Source organism: Bacteroides sp. (genome assembly GCF_052357945.1).
Taxonomy (GTDB): Bacteria; Bacteroidota; Bacteroidia; order Bacteroidales; family Bacteroidaceae; genus Bacteroides.
Genome location: NZ_DAWCXD010000088.1, coordinates 1 through 20,526, shown reverse-complemented (window position 1 = coordinate 20,526; position 20,526 = coordinate 1). Strand labels below are relative to the sequence as shown.

At 43.1% G+C, this 20,526-nt stretch carries 14 protein-coding genes and 1 pseudogene; 6 read left to right on the top strand and 9 right to left on the bottom strand.

The window, feature by feature from the left end; translation table 11 throughout:
* Positions 1-29: 29 nt before the first annotated feature.
* Positions 30-386: pseudogene (locus tag ACT8YW_RS15285) on the top strand (DUF5597 domain-containing protein); the annotation flags it as partial.
* A 54-nt stretch (positions 387-440) separates the two neighbouring features.
* On the opposite strand, the gene ACT8YW_RS15280 reads toward ACT8YW_RS15285, so the two are convergent.
* The 4 genes from ACT8YW_RS15280 to dapB all read right to left on the bottom strand — a co-directional run bounded on the left by ACT8YW_RS15280 (position 441) and on the right by dapB (position 4,425).
* Entirely contained in the window at positions 441-1,076 is a 636-nt protein-coding gene (locus ACT8YW_RS15280) for a WbqC family protein (protein WP_444105934.1), read from the bottom strand.
* An 80-nt stretch (positions 1,077-1,156) separates the two neighbouring features.
* Positions 1,157-2,098, bottom strand: coding sequence for a signal peptidase I (gene lepB, locus ACT8YW_RS15275; protein ID WP_118407486.1), 942 nt, complete (start codon positions 2,096-2,098; stop codon positions 1,157-1,159).
* A 42-nt stretch (positions 2,099-2,140) separates the two neighbouring features.
* The gene (gene lepB / locus ACT8YW_RS15270; RefSeq protein ID WP_008023887.1) at positions 2,141-3,625 is read right to left on the bottom strand and encodes a signal peptidase I; all 1,485 of its coding nucleotides are present in this window, start codon (positions 3,623-3,625) and stop codon (positions 2,141-2,143) included.
* Positions 3,626-3,660: 35 nt separating this feature from the next.
* The gene (gene dapB, locus ACT8YW_RS15265; protein WP_444105931.1) at positions 3,661-4,425 is read right to left on the bottom strand and encodes a 4-hydroxy-tetrahydrodipicolinate reductase; all 765 of its coding nucleotides are present in this window, start codon (positions 4,423-4,425) and stop codon (positions 3,661-3,663) included.
* 83 nt (positions 4,426-4,508) lie between these two features.
* On the opposite strand from dapB, the gene ACT8YW_RS15260 reads away from it, so the two are divergent.
* Both ACT8YW_RS15260 and ACT8YW_RS15255 read left to right on the top strand, forming a co-directional pair.
* The gene (locus tag ACT8YW_RS15260; protein ID WP_444105930.1) at positions 4,509-5,792 is read left to right on the top strand and encodes a DUF2851 family protein; all 1,284 of its coding nucleotides are present in this window, start codon (positions 4,509-4,511) and stop codon (positions 5,790-5,792) included.
* Between the two features lie 111 nt (positions 5,793-5,903).
* Positions 5,904-6,464, top strand: a complete 561-nt coding sequence (locus ACT8YW_RS15255; protein WP_444105928.1) for a DUF4348 domain-containing protein — start codon at positions 5,904-5,906, stop codon at positions 6,462-6,464.
* Positions 6,465-6,522: 58 nt separating this feature from the next.
* Here ACT8YW_RS15255 and ACT8YW_RS15250 read toward each other — a convergent pair whose 3' ends face one another.
* From ACT8YW_RS15250 to ACT8YW_RS15230, 5 genes are read right to left on the bottom strand one after another with little or no spacing between them, the layout of a single operon-like run.
* Entirely contained in the window at positions 6,523-7,038 is a 516-nt protein-coding gene (locus ACT8YW_RS15250; RefSeq protein WP_195401941.1) for a DUF1573 domain-containing protein, read from the bottom strand.
* Between the two features lie 40 nt (positions 7,039-7,078).
* Complete coding sequence (locus tag ACT8YW_RS15245) at positions 7,079-9,232, bottom strand: DUF4838 domain-containing protein (protein ID WP_444105926.1); 2,154 nt, start codon at positions 9,230-9,232, stop codon at positions 7,079-7,081.
* Positions 9,207-12,176 (bottom strand): hypothetical protein, encoded by a 2,970-nt coding sequence (locus tag ACT8YW_RS15240; protein ID WP_444105924.1) that lies wholly within the window; start codon positions 12,174-12,176, stop codon positions 9,207-9,209. The genes ACT8YW_RS15245 and ACT8YW_RS15240 overlap by 26 nt, the downstream gene beginning before the upstream one ends.
* Before the next feature lie 30 nt (positions 12,177-12,206).
* The gene (locus tag ACT8YW_RS15235; RefSeq protein ID WP_004298138.1) at positions 12,207-13,682 is read right to left on the bottom strand and encodes a glycosyltransferase family 2 protein; all 1,476 of its coding nucleotides are present in this window, start codon (positions 13,680-13,682) and stop codon (positions 12,207-12,209) included.
* A 5-nt stretch (positions 13,683-13,687) separates the two neighbouring features.
* Entirely contained in the window at positions 13,688-14,860 is a 1,173-nt protein-coding gene (locus ACT8YW_RS15230; RefSeq protein ID WP_444105922.1) for a HEAT repeat domain-containing protein, read from the bottom strand.
* Positions 14,861-15,185: 325 nt separating this feature from the next.
* Between ACT8YW_RS15230 and ACT8YW_RS15225 the strand changes: the two genes are divergently transcribed.
* The 3 genes from ACT8YW_RS15225 to ACT8YW_RS15215 all read left to right on the top strand — a co-directional run bounded on the left by ACT8YW_RS15225 (position 15,186) and on the right by ACT8YW_RS15215 (position 20,468).
* Entirely contained in the window at positions 15,186-16,553 is a 1,368-nt protein-coding gene (locus ACT8YW_RS15225) for an LruC domain-containing protein (RefSeq protein WP_444105920.1), read from the top strand.
* A gap of 115 nt (positions 16,554-16,668) precedes the next feature.
* Entirely contained in the window at positions 16,669-17,361 is a 693-nt protein-coding gene (locus ACT8YW_RS15220) for a DUF6250 domain-containing protein (protein ID WP_117512390.1), read from the top strand.
* 35 nt (positions 17,362-17,396) lie between these two features.
* Positions 17,397-20,468, top strand: a complete 3,072-nt coding sequence (locus tag ACT8YW_RS15215; RefSeq protein ID WP_444105919.1) for a chondroitinase family polysaccharide lyase — start codon at positions 17,397-17,399, stop codon at positions 20,466-20,468.
* The last annotated feature ends 58 nt before the right edge of the window (positions 20,469-20,526 follow it).

The window sequence follows — 20,526 nt, the reverse complement described above, 5'->3', positions numbered from 1 at the left end:
CATTGTACACACTTGCCCGCGATTGATGTGTATGGCCTGATGGGGGAGGTGTTTTTCTGCGTCTTGCTCCAGATGAGTATATCGTTGCCGGCAGTGGCTTTGTACTTGAATTTAAGAAACAGGGGGAAAATAAAATGAAAAGTTCACCGGCATTGGGCGAGGATGGTTTTGCCAGTGTGGGCGGAAAGGCATCAAAAACGGAAAATAGCTGGCAAGGTGGTATGAGAGCCGGTATCGGTTCTGTAGATGAAGTTAATGTGAACGAAGATGGTTCACTGAAATATATTCGGCGCCTGAATGGCGATCAGGACCATCAGGGAAGGCATGTACGTATTCCTGTCGGAGAATTCAGTATTTTACACGTCAAACTGTACGAGTATAAATAATGTGACGACATGGTGCACCTTTGTTGGCTACATACGTATAGAAGAGTGGAGTCATTACTTGCCTAGTACCAACAGACTTTCCGGTCCCATATTGAACAACAGGTCTATGATACTCAAATTAGGAAGAAAACCCAGTTTGGGCTCGAAAACCTGATAGTAAGGTTGCGGAATAAACTCTGTATCCACTTCTCGGAAATCCTTTTTGGGATGAATGACTTCCCGAAAATCGAATTCTCCGGGAGCAAACTCCATCTTATATTCGCTAGTACGCTCCATAGTGGGGTGAATATCTATCAATTCACAGACCATCCGGCATAGTTCTTCGTTGAAATCGATTAAAAACTCGTATTTCTTTTCGTAGAAGGGACGGAAGTCGTCCTTGTAATATTCAAAGAAAGGAGTACTGTTGTAGGCTGATTCGATGGCGTTCCAGTGCAGATGTCTCCAGTTGCCGTGGTCGGAGATGCGGATATCTTTCATTGGGCACTTCAATGTATCGGGCTTTACGGTTGGGATGGAAAGAGCTAACTCACCCGATGGGCCGGCAATGGTGCACCGGTTGCGGTAGGTTTGTTTTATATAGTGGTCGTATTGTTCTACAAATACCTTGTCATAAGCCAGTAGTTTGGTATAATATTCAACGGGAGCGAGATAGGCTGAAGATAAATAAGCGATGTTCATTTCTTTCATTTTAATTCGTTTAGGAGGCTCTGTTATTAAGGATATTATGAGATATTATGAAGGGATTGTTTCTTTGATGATCCGGAAGATTATTTCACTGTTCTGAAGAAACGGTTCCATCGATACCCGTCAAACAACCCTGTTTCTTTTTCTTTGGAGAACCAAATGATGGAGGCTTTTCCGATGATATGGTCTTGCGGGACAAATCCGAAGAGCCGTGAGTCGGAGAAGTTGACGGTATTGTTAGACCCCATCCAATAGTAATCTTTGGTGAAATAACAGTGTTGTGTGGGTTTTCCGTCCACGTAGAGAGTGTCGTTCTTTATTTCTGCCTGTTTGCCTTCGTGCATCACGAGGGTATTCCGCAGCAAGGTCATGTTCCAGGGATAGACCCGGATAAATTTCCCTTTTCCGGGGACAATCAGCGGATTTGGTTCGGCATCTTCTTTGTTTGACAAAGGTTGAACGAAGCTCTCTTTCCCATTCATGGCCTGTTCCAGCAGATAATATTCGTAACGGCTGAAACTGCGCACATGGGTGCTGTCATTACTTCCCATTAATCCGTCGTTGGTGATGGAAAGAGTATGCATGAGTGACGTAATTAGATTTTCTTTTGAAGCGGGATACGAATAAAGTCTTTTCTTATCCGGATTAAACTGTGCCTCCGGAGAAATAACGGAGAAAAGAGAATCGACCAACAACGTATCTCCCGGAACTCCGAGACAACGGCTGATATAGATTTCCCGACGGTCGATGACAGGTTGCCGGATTCCGGCAGGATTATTGAATACTACGATGTCTTGCCGACGCACAGGACTCTCGCACCAGCGGTGATAAGAAAAAAGCGACATGAAAGGAACCCGCAGCCCATAACTCCATTTGTTGACCAGGATACGTTCACCCTGAAAAATGGAATTCTCCATGCCGGTGGAAGGGATAAGGCAGGACGTGAAAGCAAATCCCCGGAGCAGAAGCACTACGACTACTGCTCCGGCAAATGCTAGTATCCATTTGAATTTACGAATGTTCATCAACTTTTATCACCTTATCACTCTATTCTATCCGTACACTTATCAGTCTACCCACTTGAAGAGGCGGTTCCAGCGAATCTTGCCGTCGAACCATCCACGGTCTTTGTCAAGCGATAGCCATACAACAATCGGTTTGCCCACTACGTGATCTTCGGGTACAAAACCCCAATAACGGGAGTCGGCAGAGTTGTGACGGTTGTCACCCATCATCCAGTAATAATCCATTTTGAAGGTATACTCGTTGGTCTTTTCACCGTTGATGTAAATACCGTCCGGTTTCACTTCCAGCTTATTGCCTTCGTAGGCTACGATGCAACGCTCATAGATAGGCAGGTTGTCTTCTGTGAGGGTAATGGTAGCTCCTTTGGCAGGAATCCAGATCGGACCGTAATTGTTGCGGTTCCATTTGGTATAAAGATTGAGCGGATACATCTGTCCGGCATAATCTTCGGGTTCCATTACTATTTTGCTGATTAGCTTTTTGTTGCCCAAAAGCGTTTCATACATCTTCTTGGTTAGCGGGAAATGATATACCGGATTCAGTTTGCCCTGTGCATTCCGGCTGTCCAGTCCCATTTCCAGCAGTCCGCTTTCCCAGCCGGAGTCTTCTATCAGCATGGTGTCGTCCTTGCTGATACCCAGTTCACGAAGCATATCTTCGGGAATGTACGGACCAGTGGTCTGTACAAAATAGTTGAATTGCAGATTTTCGGGGTTCTCAATCGCTTTACCGTCAATCATCACCTGTCCGTCTACAATCTGAAGGGTGTCACCGGGCAGGCCGACACAACGCTTCACATAATTCTCGCGACGGTCTACCGGACGCCAAAGGACTTCACCGTAAGTGCGCGGGTTGTTCATTATCTGTTTACGTCCCGCAGCATAGTACAAATCATAGATGGCACGTTGCTGGGCGCGTGTCAGACTATCCATTTCAATTTGTTTGGAATAGATACGTTGTCCTTCGCCGTAAGCCAGCGTATAGAAGTCCGTTGTCTGTTGGTAGTTCACTGCTACTGTATCTCCTGCGGGGAAGTTGAAGACAACAATGTCATTCAGTTTCACTTTGCCGAAGCCCGGTACCCGTTTGTACTTCCATTGTGGCCACTCGATATATGATTTAGTATTGAAGACAGGTAGTGTATGCTGCGCCAACGGCATGGAAAGGGGAGTGTTCGGTACGCGGGGACCGTAACTCATCTTGCTCACATACAGGAAGTCGCCCACCAGCAATGATTTTTCCAATGAAGAAGAAGGAATCTGATAATTCTGGAAGATGTAGATATTGACGAAGTAGACAGCAACCAACGCAAACACGATGGCGTCTACCCAGCTCATGACACTGCGGACAGCCGGATTCTTCGACTTCTTCCAAAAAGACCAGGGAATTTTCTTTGTGATATAAATATCGAAAATGAAAGGAACAACAATCAATCCCCACCAACTCCGTACCCAGATAAGGAAGATGAGGTAAAGTAGAATAGCAGTGGCACATTTGATCCATTGTGCGCGTGTGGCTTGTCTCATAATGTTATATTTGTTTAGAACTAGCTTCTGATATTTTAGTCATTTAAGAACGGGAATAAATCACTCATACCCAAAAAACCTTCGTGTGTGGCAGTATATTCGGCTGCCAATACGGCTCCCAATACAAACCCGCCGCGGCTCTTGGCATCGTGGGTGATAGAAATGGTGTCTACATCGGACTCATAACGGATGGTATGAAGTCCGAAAACTTCACCTTCACGAATCGAGCTGATAGGAAGTTCGTTAGGCGCACAATCGTTGGTTCCGCTAATGGTTCCGTCCGGCGCAAGGAAAGTTCCTTTCACCCATTTGTCTTTACGGTCTATCTTTTCCAGAATACCTTCCGCCAGTGTAATGGCTGTTCCGCTGGGGGCATCTAGCTTGTGGATATGATGTGTCTCGCTCATGGTGACATCGTATGCAGGGAACTGATTCATGATTTTAGCCAGATACTTGTTGAGAGCGGAGAAGATGCTGACTCCCAGGCTGAAATTGGACGACCAGAAGAGTGTTTTGCCCCCTTCCGTGCAGAGCTTCTTGATTTCTTCGCCATGCTCGGCCATCCATCCGGTACTGCCCGATACCAGTTTCACATCGGCTTTGAATGCTTTCATATAATTGCTGTAAGCTACCATCGGATTGGTAAACTCAATGGCCACATCGGCCGATTTGAACGCTTCCGATTCGAAGTCGTCCTGATTATTGATGTCAATGATGCAGACGATTTCATGTCCGCGACTACGGGCAACCTTTTCTATCTCTTTGCCCATCTTTCCGTAACCGATCAGTGCTATTTTCATTGTTTTCTGACTTATATTCAAAATAATAGTCGCAAAGATAAGATTTTTATTACATTTGCAGCGCACATTAACGTCTTGTTAACATGGAACATCTTCTCCACTACGTGTGGAAGCATAAATTATTTCCCCTGAAAGTACTGCAAACCACCAACGGCTTACCGGTAGAAGTGATTGACTCCGGTCTGCAAAACCCGAATGCCGGTCCCGACTTTTTTAACGCGAAACTAAAGATTGATGGTGCCTTATGGGTAGGGAATATAGAAATACATACACATTCTTCCGATTGGTTTCGCCACGGGCATGATTGCGACAAAGCCTATGATTCTGTGATTCTCCATGTGGTGAGCGAGGCGGATACGGAAATAACCTGTACCAACGGTGAACAGATACCACAACTATTGCTGACTTGTCCGGAAAATGTGCAATCCCATTACCATGAACTTTGCGTAGCCGATCATTATCCGGCTTGCTATCCTATCCTTGCTTCTCTTCCCAAACTTACCATCCATTCCTGGCTGACCGCTTTGCAAACAGAGCGTTTGGAGCAGAAAGCACAGTTAATCATGCAGCGTCTCGAACTTTGCAACAGTAATTGGGAAGATGCTTTCTTTATCACCCTTGCCCGTAATTTCGGTTTCGGCTTGAACGGAGATGCTTTTGAAACGTGGGCGGGATTGTTGCCATTTCGTGCGATGGATAAGCACCGGAATGATTTGTTTCAGATAGAAGCTTTCTTCTATGGTTTGGCAGGGTTGTTGGAAGATACATTTCTGAAAAAGGAACAGGAGGACGAGTATAGTCTTCGTCTTTGTAAAGAGTATCGTTATCTGCAGCGAAAATTTGAAATCGGGCAGGGGATGGATGCTACTTTATGGCGTTTTCTACGGCTTCGTCCGGAAAACTTTCCTCACATTCGCCTGGCGCAGTTGGCCTATCTCTATCAGAAAGGAGATAAGCTGTTTTCACGTTTACTGGAAGCGGATACTCTGACGGATGTGAGAACTTTACTGGATACACGTACGTCTTCCTATTGGGAAAATCATTATTTATTCGGGCGACTGTCTCCACAAAAGGAAAAGACGATGGGAGAGCGTTCCAAGGATTTGATAATCATAAATACAGTGGTTCCTTTTCTTTATACTTACGGCCTGCATAAGGCAGATGAACGAATGTGTGAACGTGCCGCACGTTTTCTGGAAGAATTGAAGGCGGAGAGCAATCATATTATCCGTTCGTGGAGTGATGCCGGGCTTCCGGTTGTCAGTGCGGCGGATAGTCAGGCGTTGATACAATTGCAAAAAGAGTACTGCGATAAGCGAAAGTGTCTGTACTGTCGTTTCGGTTATGAATATCTGCGGCATACATAGATTCGGAAAATCGGTTGAGTATAGAAAAATATTTAGTTCTTAAAATAACCAAGATGCCAAACTTGTCATTATCTTTGCGCCGTCAATTAAACTCTTAATTTATATAGTGTTATGAGAGCTAAAAAGTTTGTATGCTGCTTGCTGGCTATGATGCTGCTCGCAGGTGTTTCGTTTATCTCCTGCGGTAATAGTTCCAAAGCAAAAGCCGATAGTGAACTGACTACACAAGACGGTGAAGATTTCAAATCCTTTCTGGATAAATTTACTTCCAGTGCAGCCTTCCAGTATACTCGTATCAAATTCCCATTAAAGACTCCGATCACCTTGTTGGCAGATGACGGAGAAACCGAGAAAACATTCCCTTTCACGCGGGAAAAGTGGCCGTTGCTGGATAGTGAAACAATGAAGGAAGAGCGTATCACCCAGGAAGAAGGAGGTATTTATGTTTCCAAGTTTACATTGGATGAACCGAAGCATAAAATCTTTGAGGCAGGCTATGAAGAATCCGAGGTTGATTTGCGTGTCGAGTTCGAATTGCAGTCGGACGGGAAATGGTATGTGGTAGACTGCTATACAGGTTGGTATGGATATGACTTGCCGATTGGAGAGTTAAAGCAGACTATTCAGAATGTGAAAGAAGAAAATGCCGCATTCAAAGAAATACATCCTTAGAAAAGAGAAATAAGTATTAGCCAGTCATTTGATGCTAATACTTAATACATGATATCGATTACGGTTCTCCGACATAATATCCCAGTTCAGATTCTTTTCCATCCACCATCTCTCTGACAATACCATTTTTGGTGTTGAACTCTTGATAGAGTTCTTCATAATCACGTGTATAGTCTGCATCGGGGACTACGTTAACATCAAATTTAAGTTCGGCTCTTCCGTCGGGGAGCATATTACCGAAAATCCGGATGCGGTGAACCACCTCGCCTACATTCTTAATACTATTGTAGGTTGCCTTGAATTGTCTGATTCCGTCTTCGGGAATGATGATATGCGAACTTTTATCCAGAATGATACAGCCACAGGAAGGTTGCATTTCTGAAATGATTAACGGAGCATCTCCTGTATTGGTGATAGTAAACATGATATCGAGCTGCTGACCTTGCTTGATGGGGTAATAGTGCCTGACCGAGTCCTTTATCGTCATACTTGTGGGACGTACTTCCTTCCTGCACCCTGTAAAGCAGAGCGGAAGTGCCGTCAGTAGGAAAATATAGAATATAGATTTATTCATAGTTGCCATTTATTTTTTTGTTATGTCACTTTTCTAGCGTTTAGGGGATGAATGCAATTTCATCGATGCCCATTTGCGTTCCCGGTTTCTTTAAACAACTGATTTTGATGCTTAATTGTTCTGCTCCGTTCAGGTCTGCCGAAACGGTGGCTTTTATCATTTCCCCTTTTTCCGGGGCGTCTTCCGGTTTCAGGTCTATTGTTTTATAGACTATTCCGTCTTTCAATAGTTGAATTTGCTGTGGAGCATAGATGTGATGCCGGGGAAGATTCAGGAAACTGATATAGAATGTTCCTGATGCGTTGATACCTTTCACCGGCAGGTTGATGGTACATTCTTCTCCCGGAATGATTACCCAACCGCAATGATAGTCTCCAGGTAAACCGTGAGTGCCATCAGTCAGTTTCTTGGAATCAATTTTATTCAGTTTAGGAGTTGCTGAAGGATTGAGCCCTAAAAACAAGCTTTTCTTGATGTCGGAAGAAAGTAGGTATTGTTCCCATTCTTTTATATAATAGTCGATTTCATAGGCTGACTCATTATAATATTCCATTCCGGTAAATGCTTTGTGTTCTTTGAGCTGGGTGATCCATTTCCGGGCCTGGGGAACCGGCTGGATCTCTTTTCCATTCCGTTTGGCATATCCGTAAGCATCAAAGCCGTGGTCACGTCCTAATTCCAGGCGTGTGAAAGACAAAGCGGTCTGAAGTTCGTGCAGCTTTTTACGCTCTTTCCCTTTTGCTTCGGAAACAAAATCTCCCATTTCATCATAGAATTTGATGAATTTATCCGGATAGAGGAATGTTTTTTCTGATTCTCTGATGCCGGCATAAAGTCCGAGTCGTTTTCCGGATTGGGCGTTGTTCTCCAATTCAGTGTAGTAATCGTATAGCCATTTTTTTGATGCCGGATATTCCTGATTAAAGTAACTTCTGATTAAGTCATCGACTGGGAGTTCTGGGTTGATAAGGAGGGAGGATAGTACAAAAGTCCTCATTTCATCGAAAGAAGAATAGCTATATCCACTTCCGTTGAAGAATATACCACTGGCTCCATGTTGTTTGAAGAATTGGAGTCTTTGTTGGGCTATCTTTAATATGGGAAAAGGAGTGAGGTAGTCGTCAAAGTTGTTGATATAGTCCCATATATAGATGTTATTCGTCACTTTCTTCCAGTTGTCGAGTTGGGCGGCAAATTTCTTGTCTTGCTCATCCTTGCCGTCTGTCCGGCGAAGTGGGTAGTCGATGGCGCTGACGATTACTCCGGTGTTGGAGGGGAGTTGTTTGTCGGTGACCTGTTGTGTGGTCAGATAAGAAGTCGTAAAGAAAAAATGCTTGGGAAAACGTTGTGAAAGGCGGATGATAAGTTCCGTAATGGCCGGAGTGGCATTCTTCTCTGTGTTTCCCAGTGCGGTGCAGGTGGCGCACGTGCAGGCATACGGAGCATCATCCGGGGCTATTACAAAAAGGGAATTCCCCTTTTCACCGAAGTTGTCTACAATATAACTTTCTATCTGGCGGTACATGTTCTCGGAAGAGAAACATAGTTGTGAGTCATCTGTTTTTCCATGAATGGTGGCGTATACTTTTTCCGCTTCTTTCCCCAATACTTTCCGCAGGTTGTGTCCCCATATTCCCCAGCTGTCGTCGAAGTTGTTTAGTCCGATCACCCCTGTCTGATCGGGATTCAGACCGTATGGGGAATAAATGCTTTGGTAGTCAAATGCAAAGCTTCCGCAAGTATCATTGAGATTGATAAGGGCGGGAGGAAGATCGGAACCGTCTATGCGTGGGTCTTCTTTGCTGATTTTCTTGATTAGTTGGTATTGTAGCCAAAGCATTTGTTTGTCATCATTTGCGGTCAGTCTGATATCAGAGCCTTTGCAGGCTACTTTGAATCCTCTTTCTAATGTTGGGTCTATCTGTATGATGATGCGCCACATATCCATTTCGGAAACGCCAAAAGCTACCATTTCATCGTCGTTTGCACGCTTCTTGAGATGCTCGTACAGGTATTTCGCCCACCGGGTGTCTCTGTCGGTCGGATCCTCACCAATGGTGACGAGATACCCTTCTTTAGATGGGAACATCTCCGTGCGTGCCTGCATACGGCAGCCGGATAAAAGGCAGCAAATACATATCATTCCTGCCAATACAGGGCCAAGCGTATCAGAATGAAATATAAACTTGTGCATAGATGTTATATAAATTTTTATAGCGTGTCGATATGGATTCTATCGGGTTGAGCGGACTGGTCCCTCGCACGGTGTTGGTCTGGTTATAATAAGTATTCCAGGTACCCATCAGACCTATGGTAATGTTAGGACTGACCATATACTGGCCTCCCAATCCCACCATAGTATTGGTGTGAGAGAAAGAGCCGGGCAGCGCATAGTCCAGTACGGCCGTTTCCGGTGCCGATCCGATGCTTGCCATGGCGTTGATATTTGTCTTTCCGTCATTAGCCGGGAAGTATTTGGCGCCAATCTGAGCATTGTAATAGAAGTTGGAGTTGAAGAAGTGCATATCTATCTTCGTGTTGAGACGAACGACTTCAATGGTCTTGGCTAATTCTCCGCCTACAGTGAGTAGGTTAGTTTTTGACTCATTCCAACCCGTAAACAGATAGCCATTGTCTCCGGTGCCACCTGCAAAGAATTCATCGTTCCATTCATAACGCTTTGTGTAGGCGGCTACCCGTCTATAACCCACATGTGCACCTATTTCCCAATCATTCTTGAGATAATGCCGTAAAGCGACATCAGCCGTTATGTCCGGGAAGTATTTGGTCGCAAAGGCTGCATTGGCCGTGAGGCTCCACTTCGGTGAGAAGTGATGCGTCCACTCACCTTGTACCTGAATGCCGACTCCTCCCGGTGTCTGTTCTTCAGCCTCCATGCTGTCGCTTGCCGAGCCGCTTCGTCCTGCATAGTTGAGACGTCCCGTGTAGCTGTTCTTCTGGCCTTTTCGAGTGTATTCAGCGGTGGCAACGGAGGTAATGATGTCTTCTTCTCCGTAGCGTGCACGCAGGTAGGTCAAAGCAATCTCATTCTTGAGCATCATGCTTCTAAGGCCCGATAAGTGTCGTTGGAAAGAGCGATATTCCATGATGGATGGCTCGTAGTACTTTTGGTAATAATAGGCTGAATCCGCTTGACGGTTGGCTTCATATACCACTCCCTTGGTGTACTTCAATGATTTGTTCTGACTGTCGTAAAGCAAAGCTGTATCAAGAACAGCGAGAGCCTTTTCCGGTTCTTTCGCCTTTGTCAGTTGCAGGGCACGATATTCACTGCTTTGTGAGAATGCGCCTATAATCTCTTTGTTGCTCGGGTATTTGTTGAGTATCGGCTTCAGGAATTCCAAAGAAGCTTCGTATCTCTTGTCACGTTCAAGCACGGTAGCTCTTTTAGCCTGATAGAATGGTTCTTCAGGATAATAATTGATTCCTTGTACTGTATATTTCTCGAATTCATCGTATTTTCCGAGTAAACCGGACGAATTGATGGCATACCGTAATCCGAGATCGCTTGATGGATTCAGACTAATTAGCTTAACAGATTCCTCGTATGCTTTCTTCGTAGCTCCGGCTTCCATACATTTCTTGATGTACGGCACTGCTAGTTCCTCGTACCCGATAACGTAGAAAATGCGCATATCCTCATCACTCTGCTCGATGGCAGATAGATACAGTTGCAAAGCCTCTTCGGTTTTATCCATTTTATCGAGAATAAATGCCCTTTTCAACGTGCCGTTTTCGTAATCAGGGAAGTGAAGAGTGATGGTGTCCAATGTTGCAAGTGCTTCATTGTAACGTTTCATATTGATATAGCAACTCAAGGCTTTTTCCCATGCGGCACCGTTCACTTCATTGTCGTCTACATGTTTTTGAGAAACGAACAATACGTGCGGCAATGCTTCTGCGTACAGACCAAGTTCCATCAGTTTTTCAGCTTTCTTCATGTGTTGTGCGCTTATGGCAAGCGTAATATCATAATCATCAGGATACATCTCATACATCTTTTTCAGCGTTGAATAGGCAAGATCATCCTCATTCATCTGGCGATAAAGCATATATTCTTTATAAAGAATTCCTTTATCATTGTTGCCATATTGTTTTTTAGCTTCTCTGATATAGAAGAGTGCGTCATCAGTATATCCCCGGGTGACGGAAGTGTTCAGCAGGTAGTCTAATGCTTCCTTGTTCTTATTACCTCCTTCGTAGGCCATGCCATATAATACATAAGGATCCCGCTGCTTCTCTGCTCGGGCAGCCTCCATTAACAGGTCGTTATACATACGCCGTATGGCAGGGCTGTTGTTTCTTCGCATTTGCTCGCGTATAAACACCAGAGCTTCCGGATAACGTGCCAATTCACTAAGGATACTCGCCCTTTTGACGATAAGCGCACCGCTTCCCGGTATGGCAGCCAAACCGTTGGATGACCAGCCTAGAGCAGCTTCCCGGTTTCCTTCCTGTAAATGCAGGTTAATGATGTCCAGATAATATTCTTCGTTTTGAGGAGATACTTTGATAAGCTCCGTCAGCTTTTCGATAGCCTCTTTTCGGTTACCGCCTTTTTTCATTTGCTGGTAGCCTACCTCCATGCTGTAGATATAATCCTTCCTTAGAATCGTATCGTTCGGGTAAATCTGATTGATTCGTTTCAACAGACGGTCTGCTTCCACATCGTTGTTCTGCTTGCGGTACAGTTCAATCTTTCTTCGCCATAAACCTCTCCAATACGGATTCACTTCCAGCAACTCATTAACGTAACAAATGGCACTGGAATAATTCTCGGTGATATCTTCTACGTCTACCAGCAGATGTTTGGCATTGACGTTGTTGTAATTGTCATCTATCGCTTTGACAAGATGATAACGCGACTGGTCATAGTTCTTTTCGTGGAACCAGTATTTTCCCATGAGCCATTCAAGGTCAGAAACATTCGGGTATTTCTGAAGGCCCTCCTCCAACAGCTCTTTCCCTGCTTCCCATTCCTCGTTCGCAAAATGCTCCTGTACAATCTGGGCATATTGCTCCGGTGTCTGGAATCCGTTGTCGGTCCCGGAGGAAGAGGTTATCAGTAAAAACAGACAACCTAATATGGTGATCTTATGGAGAAATTCTCTGTTCATTCTATCTTGTCTTTAATCTTTCTTTCTTGTTTAAATCGTAGCAGGTTCGGGCTTCATTGCCGTTATATCAGTACCGTCTGCACTTTCTTCTTTCTGCTTGAATCCCTTACGTTCCATGTTTTTCCACTTGAAGTCTCTATTGGTCAGATAACTGAGGTATCCTCTCAATGAACAGAAAGTGATGATGGGATGATAGAAGATAGGCTCTAATATGGACGCAATGATAATCCACAGGTATTCATATCCTCTTTTATATAGCATCCCGACATAGTAGTCGTAGGTAATAACAACGATGGAAAGGAACTGGCAGAACGTATAGATCGTCAGGTAAATCATCCATGCCGTGTTCCAGTTGACTGCTCCTGTAAAGGCCAGATAGATAAATACTATCAAACCGACGAGCTCGATGATCGGCGCTAGAAACTCAAAAACGAACATATAAGGCAGAGTTAACAGTCCCATCTGTTTATACGTCTTTTTGAAAATCATCTTACGATGGATATTAAGTGTCTGGAACAATCCCCGTGCCCAACGGGTACGTTGCCGGTAAAGCATTGCCAGGTTGGGAGGTCCTTCCGTCCAACAACAAGTATCAGGAATCTGTACGATCTTATAAGGACGGGAGAAGTCGCACATATATCCTACCATGCGGGTAATGAGGTCCATGTCTTCGGCAAAAGAGGGAGCATCGTATCCTCCGGCTGCAATCGCTACCGAACGATCGAAAAGACCGAATCCACCGGAAACATTCGGCATACCATTGATAGCGGACCATCCCATCTTACCAATCAGATAAGAGCGCATATATTCCAGATTCTGGAAAAGTGGAATCGGTGTACGGGGAGTTCTAACGTCTATGATTTGTCCGTCTTTCACGACGCATCCGTTAGCCATCAACATCGTTCCGCTGACTGCAATTACTTGTTTTTCTGAAGATATAATGGGCGAGATACAACGATAAAGAGCATACTTTTCCAAAATGCAATCCACATCCGTGCAGATAAAATAAGGATGAGAAGCAACGTTGATACCCGCATTGGATGCATCCGCTTTGGTTCCTCCATTTTCTTTGTCTACAACGATGAGTCGGCTGTATTTCGGGTTGGAGGATTTGAGGAGTCTTCGGAACGGTCTGGTTTTGATTCGCTCGATATAAGCATAGGGCACTTCTACCAGTTCATAATATTCGGTCATCTTTTCCAATGTACTGTCCGTACTTCCATCATTTACAATAACCACCTCGAAAAGCGGATATTCCAATGCAAGCATGGAGTTCACATTATCAATGATTGTCTTTTCTTCATTGAAGGCAGGAGCAATTACCGAAATGCCCGGTGTATAGGGGGATTCCTTGATTGTTTTCCGCATATAGCTTTCCACATAGTAATCCTTTCTCCGTTTTAGAGAAATGAAAGAGAGGAAGGCGAATGTGACGAAGAATATCGCCAGCATGCTCGTATAAAAGAATACGAAATAATTGAAGAATGTAAATATTATATCTCTCATATTCTCTAAATTAACTGGTTGATTAACGGATGCTTGGTGTGGGCAAACAATATAGCCGTGTGGGAATCTGCTTTTCTTTCCAATTGATCGAATGTTTTCCTTCCCATTGCACTATACTCATAGAGGGCTTTGAGTATAACTCTCTTGGTTCCCCAGTTATCTGCTTCATCATAAGCATTGTAAAGAAATCCTAAAGCCTTATCGGTCTTTAGATCCGCAATAGCCGAAATGATTTGTCGTTTGACTTCTTCCGGTTGTACATTATACATTTCAATCAGCTTAGGTTCAACCTCTTTGTATTTTAGTTTGCCTAAAGTCTTGATCGCTTCACCCCGTATTTCCACAGAACGGGCATTGAGTTGCTTCGCGAGAATTGGGGCACTTTCGGTTTCATTATATAGCCGGATTTCGTTGATAAAGAATATCTTAACGTTTTCTTCAGCTGAAGTATTCACCCATTTAATAAAGGTGGGTGTGTTATATCCCACTTTCTTACGGTGCTCCAAGATAGCGTGTAACTCCATCATGTCCCATTGCCTTAACTTCATGCCGATGTCTTCGTCGAAGAAGCGGAACGGGTCACCCTGGCTTAACCACATATAAGTATAGCGTGCCGAGTTTCTTAGTTCTAGTTCACGATGATAGAGGAAACGCACCAATACCGCTTCAGAGGCATAGCCATTGATGGACTGAATAAGTTTCAGAGCTTGTATCTTTGATCTTTTGGAACCGAATTGAAGTTCGCGTTCAAGGAAACGTGTGATTTGGAATACGGTTTGAATCGTTTGATAATTTAGTTCATTGATCTCATCTTCATGCACACTCTTGATTTCTGTTAACAGTTGAGTGATAATGCGTAACTCGTTAGGTTTCGGGCGCTTTTTTGTATCATATTCTAATCTGTCAGCTATCTCTTCTTCACTCAATGTGCTGGAATCTAGTGAGATAGATTTCATTTCCTCATAATACTTATCAAATGCTTTATTGTATTTTCGCTTCTCTTTTCGCCTTTTAAATATACCATATATAATATGGAATAGGAGAAATAAGTACGCAATAATACAAAACATTACAGCAATTGAGCATATTCTTATGATTAAAGGATAGCCAATAAACTTGTAATATATCCAATAGAAATAATATTCTATGTAATCTATACCATACAGTACTTGATCCATTTCCCTTGATATATTTATATATAAAACTTGTATATTCGGAATAAAAATTCTATATTTGTTGTATTGAATGTTCTGTCTAATGCAAATATACGAAATAACTTGTATATATTATCCATTGTTCATGAACAGGCCTTTTGAGCCCTATTTTAGCTCTTGTGATTATTCTCGATGGAAAGGATTGAAATTACAAATAAAGGCAAGCAAAAAGCTATTAGGCGTTAAATATATTTTTGATAAGTTAACAAATGGAGCCTGAAAATAAGTGTGATAAGCCAGGTTCTCATGCGAAACAAAAACAAACAATAAATTTAAAAATTAAATTAAGATGAAAATTAAAAGTTTGGTGTATGTCCTTATGGGGACAATGTTGGTTACTACTGCCTGCTCTGATAATGAGTTGGAAAAAGGTAACGATGGTTCGGGAACTGTTGACCCGGTAAATGCTTCTGCACTTGTGAATGTATATTCCGATAAAAGTGGTTCTGAAGCGAGTCTGCTTGTGGGAGATGTATTAGTGAAAGATTCCCGTACTCTTACGTTGAATGTTCCTGTTGCTTGCGAGAAAGTGTATATGAAATACAATACAGTTTCGGGAACAGAAGCTACAAAAGAATTTGCTTTGTCTCCTGTTAGTCGTGGTGTAGATCAGAGTACTGGTTTCAATTTTGAAACAAACCGTCTGGCATCGGTAACTCTTGCGCTTCCTGAAGATGCGGTGCAGCCGACAAATGAGACAGACGAAGGTTATCTTTTCTATCACAACACAGGTGTGGTAATGTTTGAAGATGGCTGGCCTACTCAATTGCCTTTATGGTATGATGAAGATTTCAACGATGTTGTTTTTGAATATGATTTGAAGGTAACTGAATGTCATAGCCAACAGATGATGGAAACTGTCGGAGGTAAAGAAGAACTATTACTGACTTTGGATGTTCGTGCGGTAGGTGGTATATATCCGACTGTGTTAGGTGTTGTTTTGGATGGTTTGAAAAGTGAGTATGTTGACCGGATTACTGCAAGCCTTGTACTAAAAGGTGGTCAGGGAACAATGACAGACTTAGCTAAAGAGGAACTTTCTACGAAAGATGTAGTGAAGATTGAAAATAAAAACTGGAATTGGAGCAATGATACTCGCACTGAACCACGTTTTGCAATCCTGACTGTAGATAAAGCACAGGCAGAAGGTACTGTTATCACATTGGATGGTTTAAGCTCTTTGAAAGATAATAATCAGGATATGTTCCAGGTAAGACCGAAAAAAGTAAGAGAAGGACTGCCTATGTTGCGTGCTGAAGTCAGATTGATTGGTAAAGAAGGGCTAACTGGAGCTGATAGAGATGCTCAGCTTGCAGCATTTAGAGAACTGATTCTTGATACTAATAGACAAAACTTCTTTATTTGGGCTAACAATAAGGAAATCCACATGAAGGGTTATGCACCGACTTCTGCTTATAAGGCTGAATATGATAAATTGGTTGCAAAGGACGCTACATTAGATAAAGATGTTTATTATTCAAACACTAACGGTTCCACTTGGGGAGTTAAGATGCCGGTTGGCGCACGTCATGCCTATGAGAGTGTACCTTTTGTAGAAGCGTATACAGGATTTGCTGATTGGGTAAATACTAACGGTAAATCAAATAAGAATTGGTATGAGGGCTTTGATCCAGAAAAAACTGTAAGATATTGGTAATGCAAATTATCAGTCAATACGTTATTTGAGATATTTTGTACAATTTGAACCCCTCTTTTTTCGAAAAGAGGGGTTTCTTTGTATTCGGAAGAATAATCTTTAAACTAATACCGTAATGACGAAGCGATTTTTTATAGGCTACAGTTTGATTACTTTTTTTCTCTTAAATAGTGTGGTGCTTTTGGCACAGCACAAAGCTTCTTTTGTGCAGCAATGGAAAATAGAAGATGCATCCCATGCTTTGCAAATAATAGAACGTGCGGATACATTAGAATTGATAGTTCCGGACGGACTGACTATGTGGTATCGGCAACGATTGGCAGGCGATTATGAAATAAGTTATCGTATTTGTATGGTGATGCAAGGTGGAAAGTATGACCGCTTGAGTGACCTGAACTGCTTCTGGGCTGCCAATGATCCTAAATACCCTGATGATCTTTTTGCCCGTAGTCAGTGGCGTGACGGCATCTTTAAAAACTACAATACATTAAACCTTTTCTACGTTGGATACGGAGGAAATGATAATTCAACGACCCGTTTCCGTCGATACAAAGGAGAATATTATGGAGTGGCAGATGACAAGGTGAAACCTTTATTGAAAGAATATACCGATGCCCCTCATTTACTCGTCCCCAATCAGTGGTATGAGATTCGGATTCGAGTGGAAAAGGGAATCACAACTTATTCTGTGAATGATGCAGAGTTGTTCCGCTATACCCTTGCGGGTGGTGAAGGTGACGGGCACTTCGGTTTACGTCTTTTACAGAATCACGTACTCTTTACAGATTTTAAAGCGACTATACTTTGACTTATATACTGAAAACCTAATAAGACCATATTTCCATGATGAAACAACCTTTTACTAAATTTGGAGTGACAACTCTGTTTTCTCTTTTGTGCTCAGCATTCCTTCATGCGCAAGTCGTAACAGATGAGCGGATGTTTTCTTTTGAAGAACCGCAAATACCGGATTGTATCACCGCTACCCATTCCCGTCTGTCGGTATCTGATCTGCATTATAAAGATGGAAAACATTCGTTGGAATGGACATTTGAACCGGGTGGTATATTGGAACTCAAGAAAGACTTGAAGTTTGAGAAGAAAGATCCGACCGGCAAGGATTTATATCTTTCGGCTTTTATTGTGTGGATTTATAATGAAGTGCCTCAGGATGCGACTATTGAGTTTCAGTTTCTGAAAGACGGCAAAAAATGCACATCTTTCCCTTTTGGTATTAATTTCAGTGGTTGGCGCGCTGCGTGGATTTGCTATGAACGTGATATGCAAGGCACACCAGAAGAAGGCATGAATGAACTCCGAATTATTGCTCCAAATTCAAAAGGAAGCCTTTTCATCGATCATTTGATTACGGCTACTAAGGTTGATGCACGTCAACAGACGGCCGACCTGCAAGTCCCTTTTGTCAATGCCGGAACCACCAACCATTGGCTGGTTGTCTATCAACACTCGCTTTTGAAACCGGATATTGAATTGACTCCTGTAGACGATAAGCAAAGAGCAGAAATGCAACTGTTGGAAAAGCGTTTTCGTGATATGATCTACACGAAAGGGAAAACGACAGATAAAGAAGTAGAAACCATCCGCAAGAAATATGATTTCTATCAGATAACTTATAAGAATGGCCAAGTATCGGGAGTACCTATTTACATGGTACGTGCTTCAGAAGCTTATGAACGGATCATACCGAACTGGGATAAAGATATGCTGACTAAAATGGGAGTGGAAATGCGTGCTTATTTCGACCTGATGAAAAGAATTGCCGTTGCATATAATAATGCGGCAAATCCGGTGATTCGGGAAGAAATGAAGAAGAAGTTCTTAGCAATGTACGATCATATAACCGATCAGGGAGTAGCTTATGGTAGTTGTTGGGGAAACATCCATCATTATGGCTATAGTGTTCGCGGTCTGTACCTGGCATATTTTCTGATGAAAGATGTGCTTAGGGAAACCGGGAAACTTCAGGAAGCCGAACGTACGTTACGTTGGTATGCGATTACTAACGAAGTATACCCTAAACCGGAAGTTAATGGAATTGATATGGACTCTTTCAATACACAGACCACAGGACGCATTGCCAGCATTTTAATGATGGAAGATACACCGGAAAAACTACAATATCTCCGGTCTTTCTCCCGTTGGATTGATTTTGGTTGCCGTCCTGCATTGGGATTGTCCGGTTCGTTTAAAGTAGACGGAGGTGCTTTCCATCATCGAAATAACTATCCGGCTTATGCTGTGGGCGGACTCGATGGAGCAACCAATATGATCTATCTTTTCAGCCGGACGGAATTTGCTGTTTCCGAGTTAGCTCATGAAACAGTGAGAAATGTACTGTTGACCATGCGTTTCTACTGCAATAAGCTGAACTTCCCTCTTTCCATGTCCGGTCGTCATCCGGATGGAAAAGGTAAACTGGTTCCTATGCATTTTGCTATGATGGCTTTAGCCGGTTCTCCCGATGGAAAGGAGGAATATGATAGTGAAATGGCTTCTTCTTACCTCCGTCTGATTTCAGACCCAAGTGTTGAAAATGACTCTCCTGAATATATGCCTAAGGTTTCAAATGCTGAAGAACGTAAGGTGGCAAAACTTCTTATAGAGAAAGGTTTCCGTCCGGAGCCGGACCCGCAGGGAAATATAGCGATGGGATATGGTTGCGTCTCTGTCCAACGTCGTAGTAACTGGTCGGCTGTGGCACGCGGACATTCCCGTTATTTATGGGCGGCAGAGCATTATCTGGGAGCAAATCTATACGGTCGTTACCTGGCGCACGGCAGTTTGCAAATATTGACTGCTGCACCGGGACAGACAGTAACTCCCGCCACTAGCGGCTGGCAGCAGGAAGGTTTTGACTGGAACCGTATTCCGGGAGTGACATCTATTCATTTGCCATTGGAGCAATTGCAGGCTAAGGTGCTCAATGTAGATAGTTACTCTGGAATGGAAGAGATGCTTTATTCCGACGAGGCTTTTGCCGGTGGTTTGTCTCAACAGAAGATGAATGGTAATTTTGGAATGAAGTTACATGAGCATGATAAGTACAACGGATCACATCGGGCACGTAAATCTTACCATTTCATCGATGGAATGATTGTCTGTCTTGGTTCGGATATTGAAAATACAAATACGGAGTTCCCGACAGAAACGACTATCTTCCAATTGGCAGTTACTGATAAAGCAGGGCATGATTATTGGAAAAATTATCAAGGAGATAAGAAAGTATACGTAGATCATTTGGGAACGGGTTATTATGTTCCAACTCCCATTCGGTTTGAGAAGAACTTTCCTCAATACTCGCGAATGCAAAACACAGGAAAGGAAACAAAGGGTGATTGGGTTTCTTTGGTTGTAGATCATGGAAAGGCACCGAAAAACGGAAGTTATGAATACGCTGTTCTGCCTCAGACGAATGAAGCTCTGATGAAGAAATTTGCAAAGAAGCCCACTTATAGGGTATTACAGCAAGACCGGAATGCACATATTGTAGAGTCCGTCTCCGAACAGATCATTTCTTATGTGTTGTTTGAAACTCCTGAAACGACATTGCCGGGTGGTTTATTACAACGTGTGGATACTTCCTGTCTGGTTATGACTCATAAAGAATCTGCTGATAAGATTAAGTTGACGGTGGCACAACCGGATTTGGCTTTGTATCGCGGTCCAAGCGATGAAGCGTTTGATAAAGATGGGAAACGCATCGAACGTAGTATCTATTCACGACCATGGATTGAAAATGCCAGTAGTGAAATACCTGTGACTGTAACGATAAAAGGGCAATGGAATGTAGAAGAAACTCCGTTTTGCAAGGTGATTTCTTCTGATAAGAAGCAAACAGTTTTGCAGTTCAGTTGCAAAGATGGCGCTAGCTTTGAAGTGGAGCTAAGGAGATAAAAGGTAAGCACTCATTGTATGGCTGTCCCTTTTTCTATACTCTGTAGTGGAGTATATA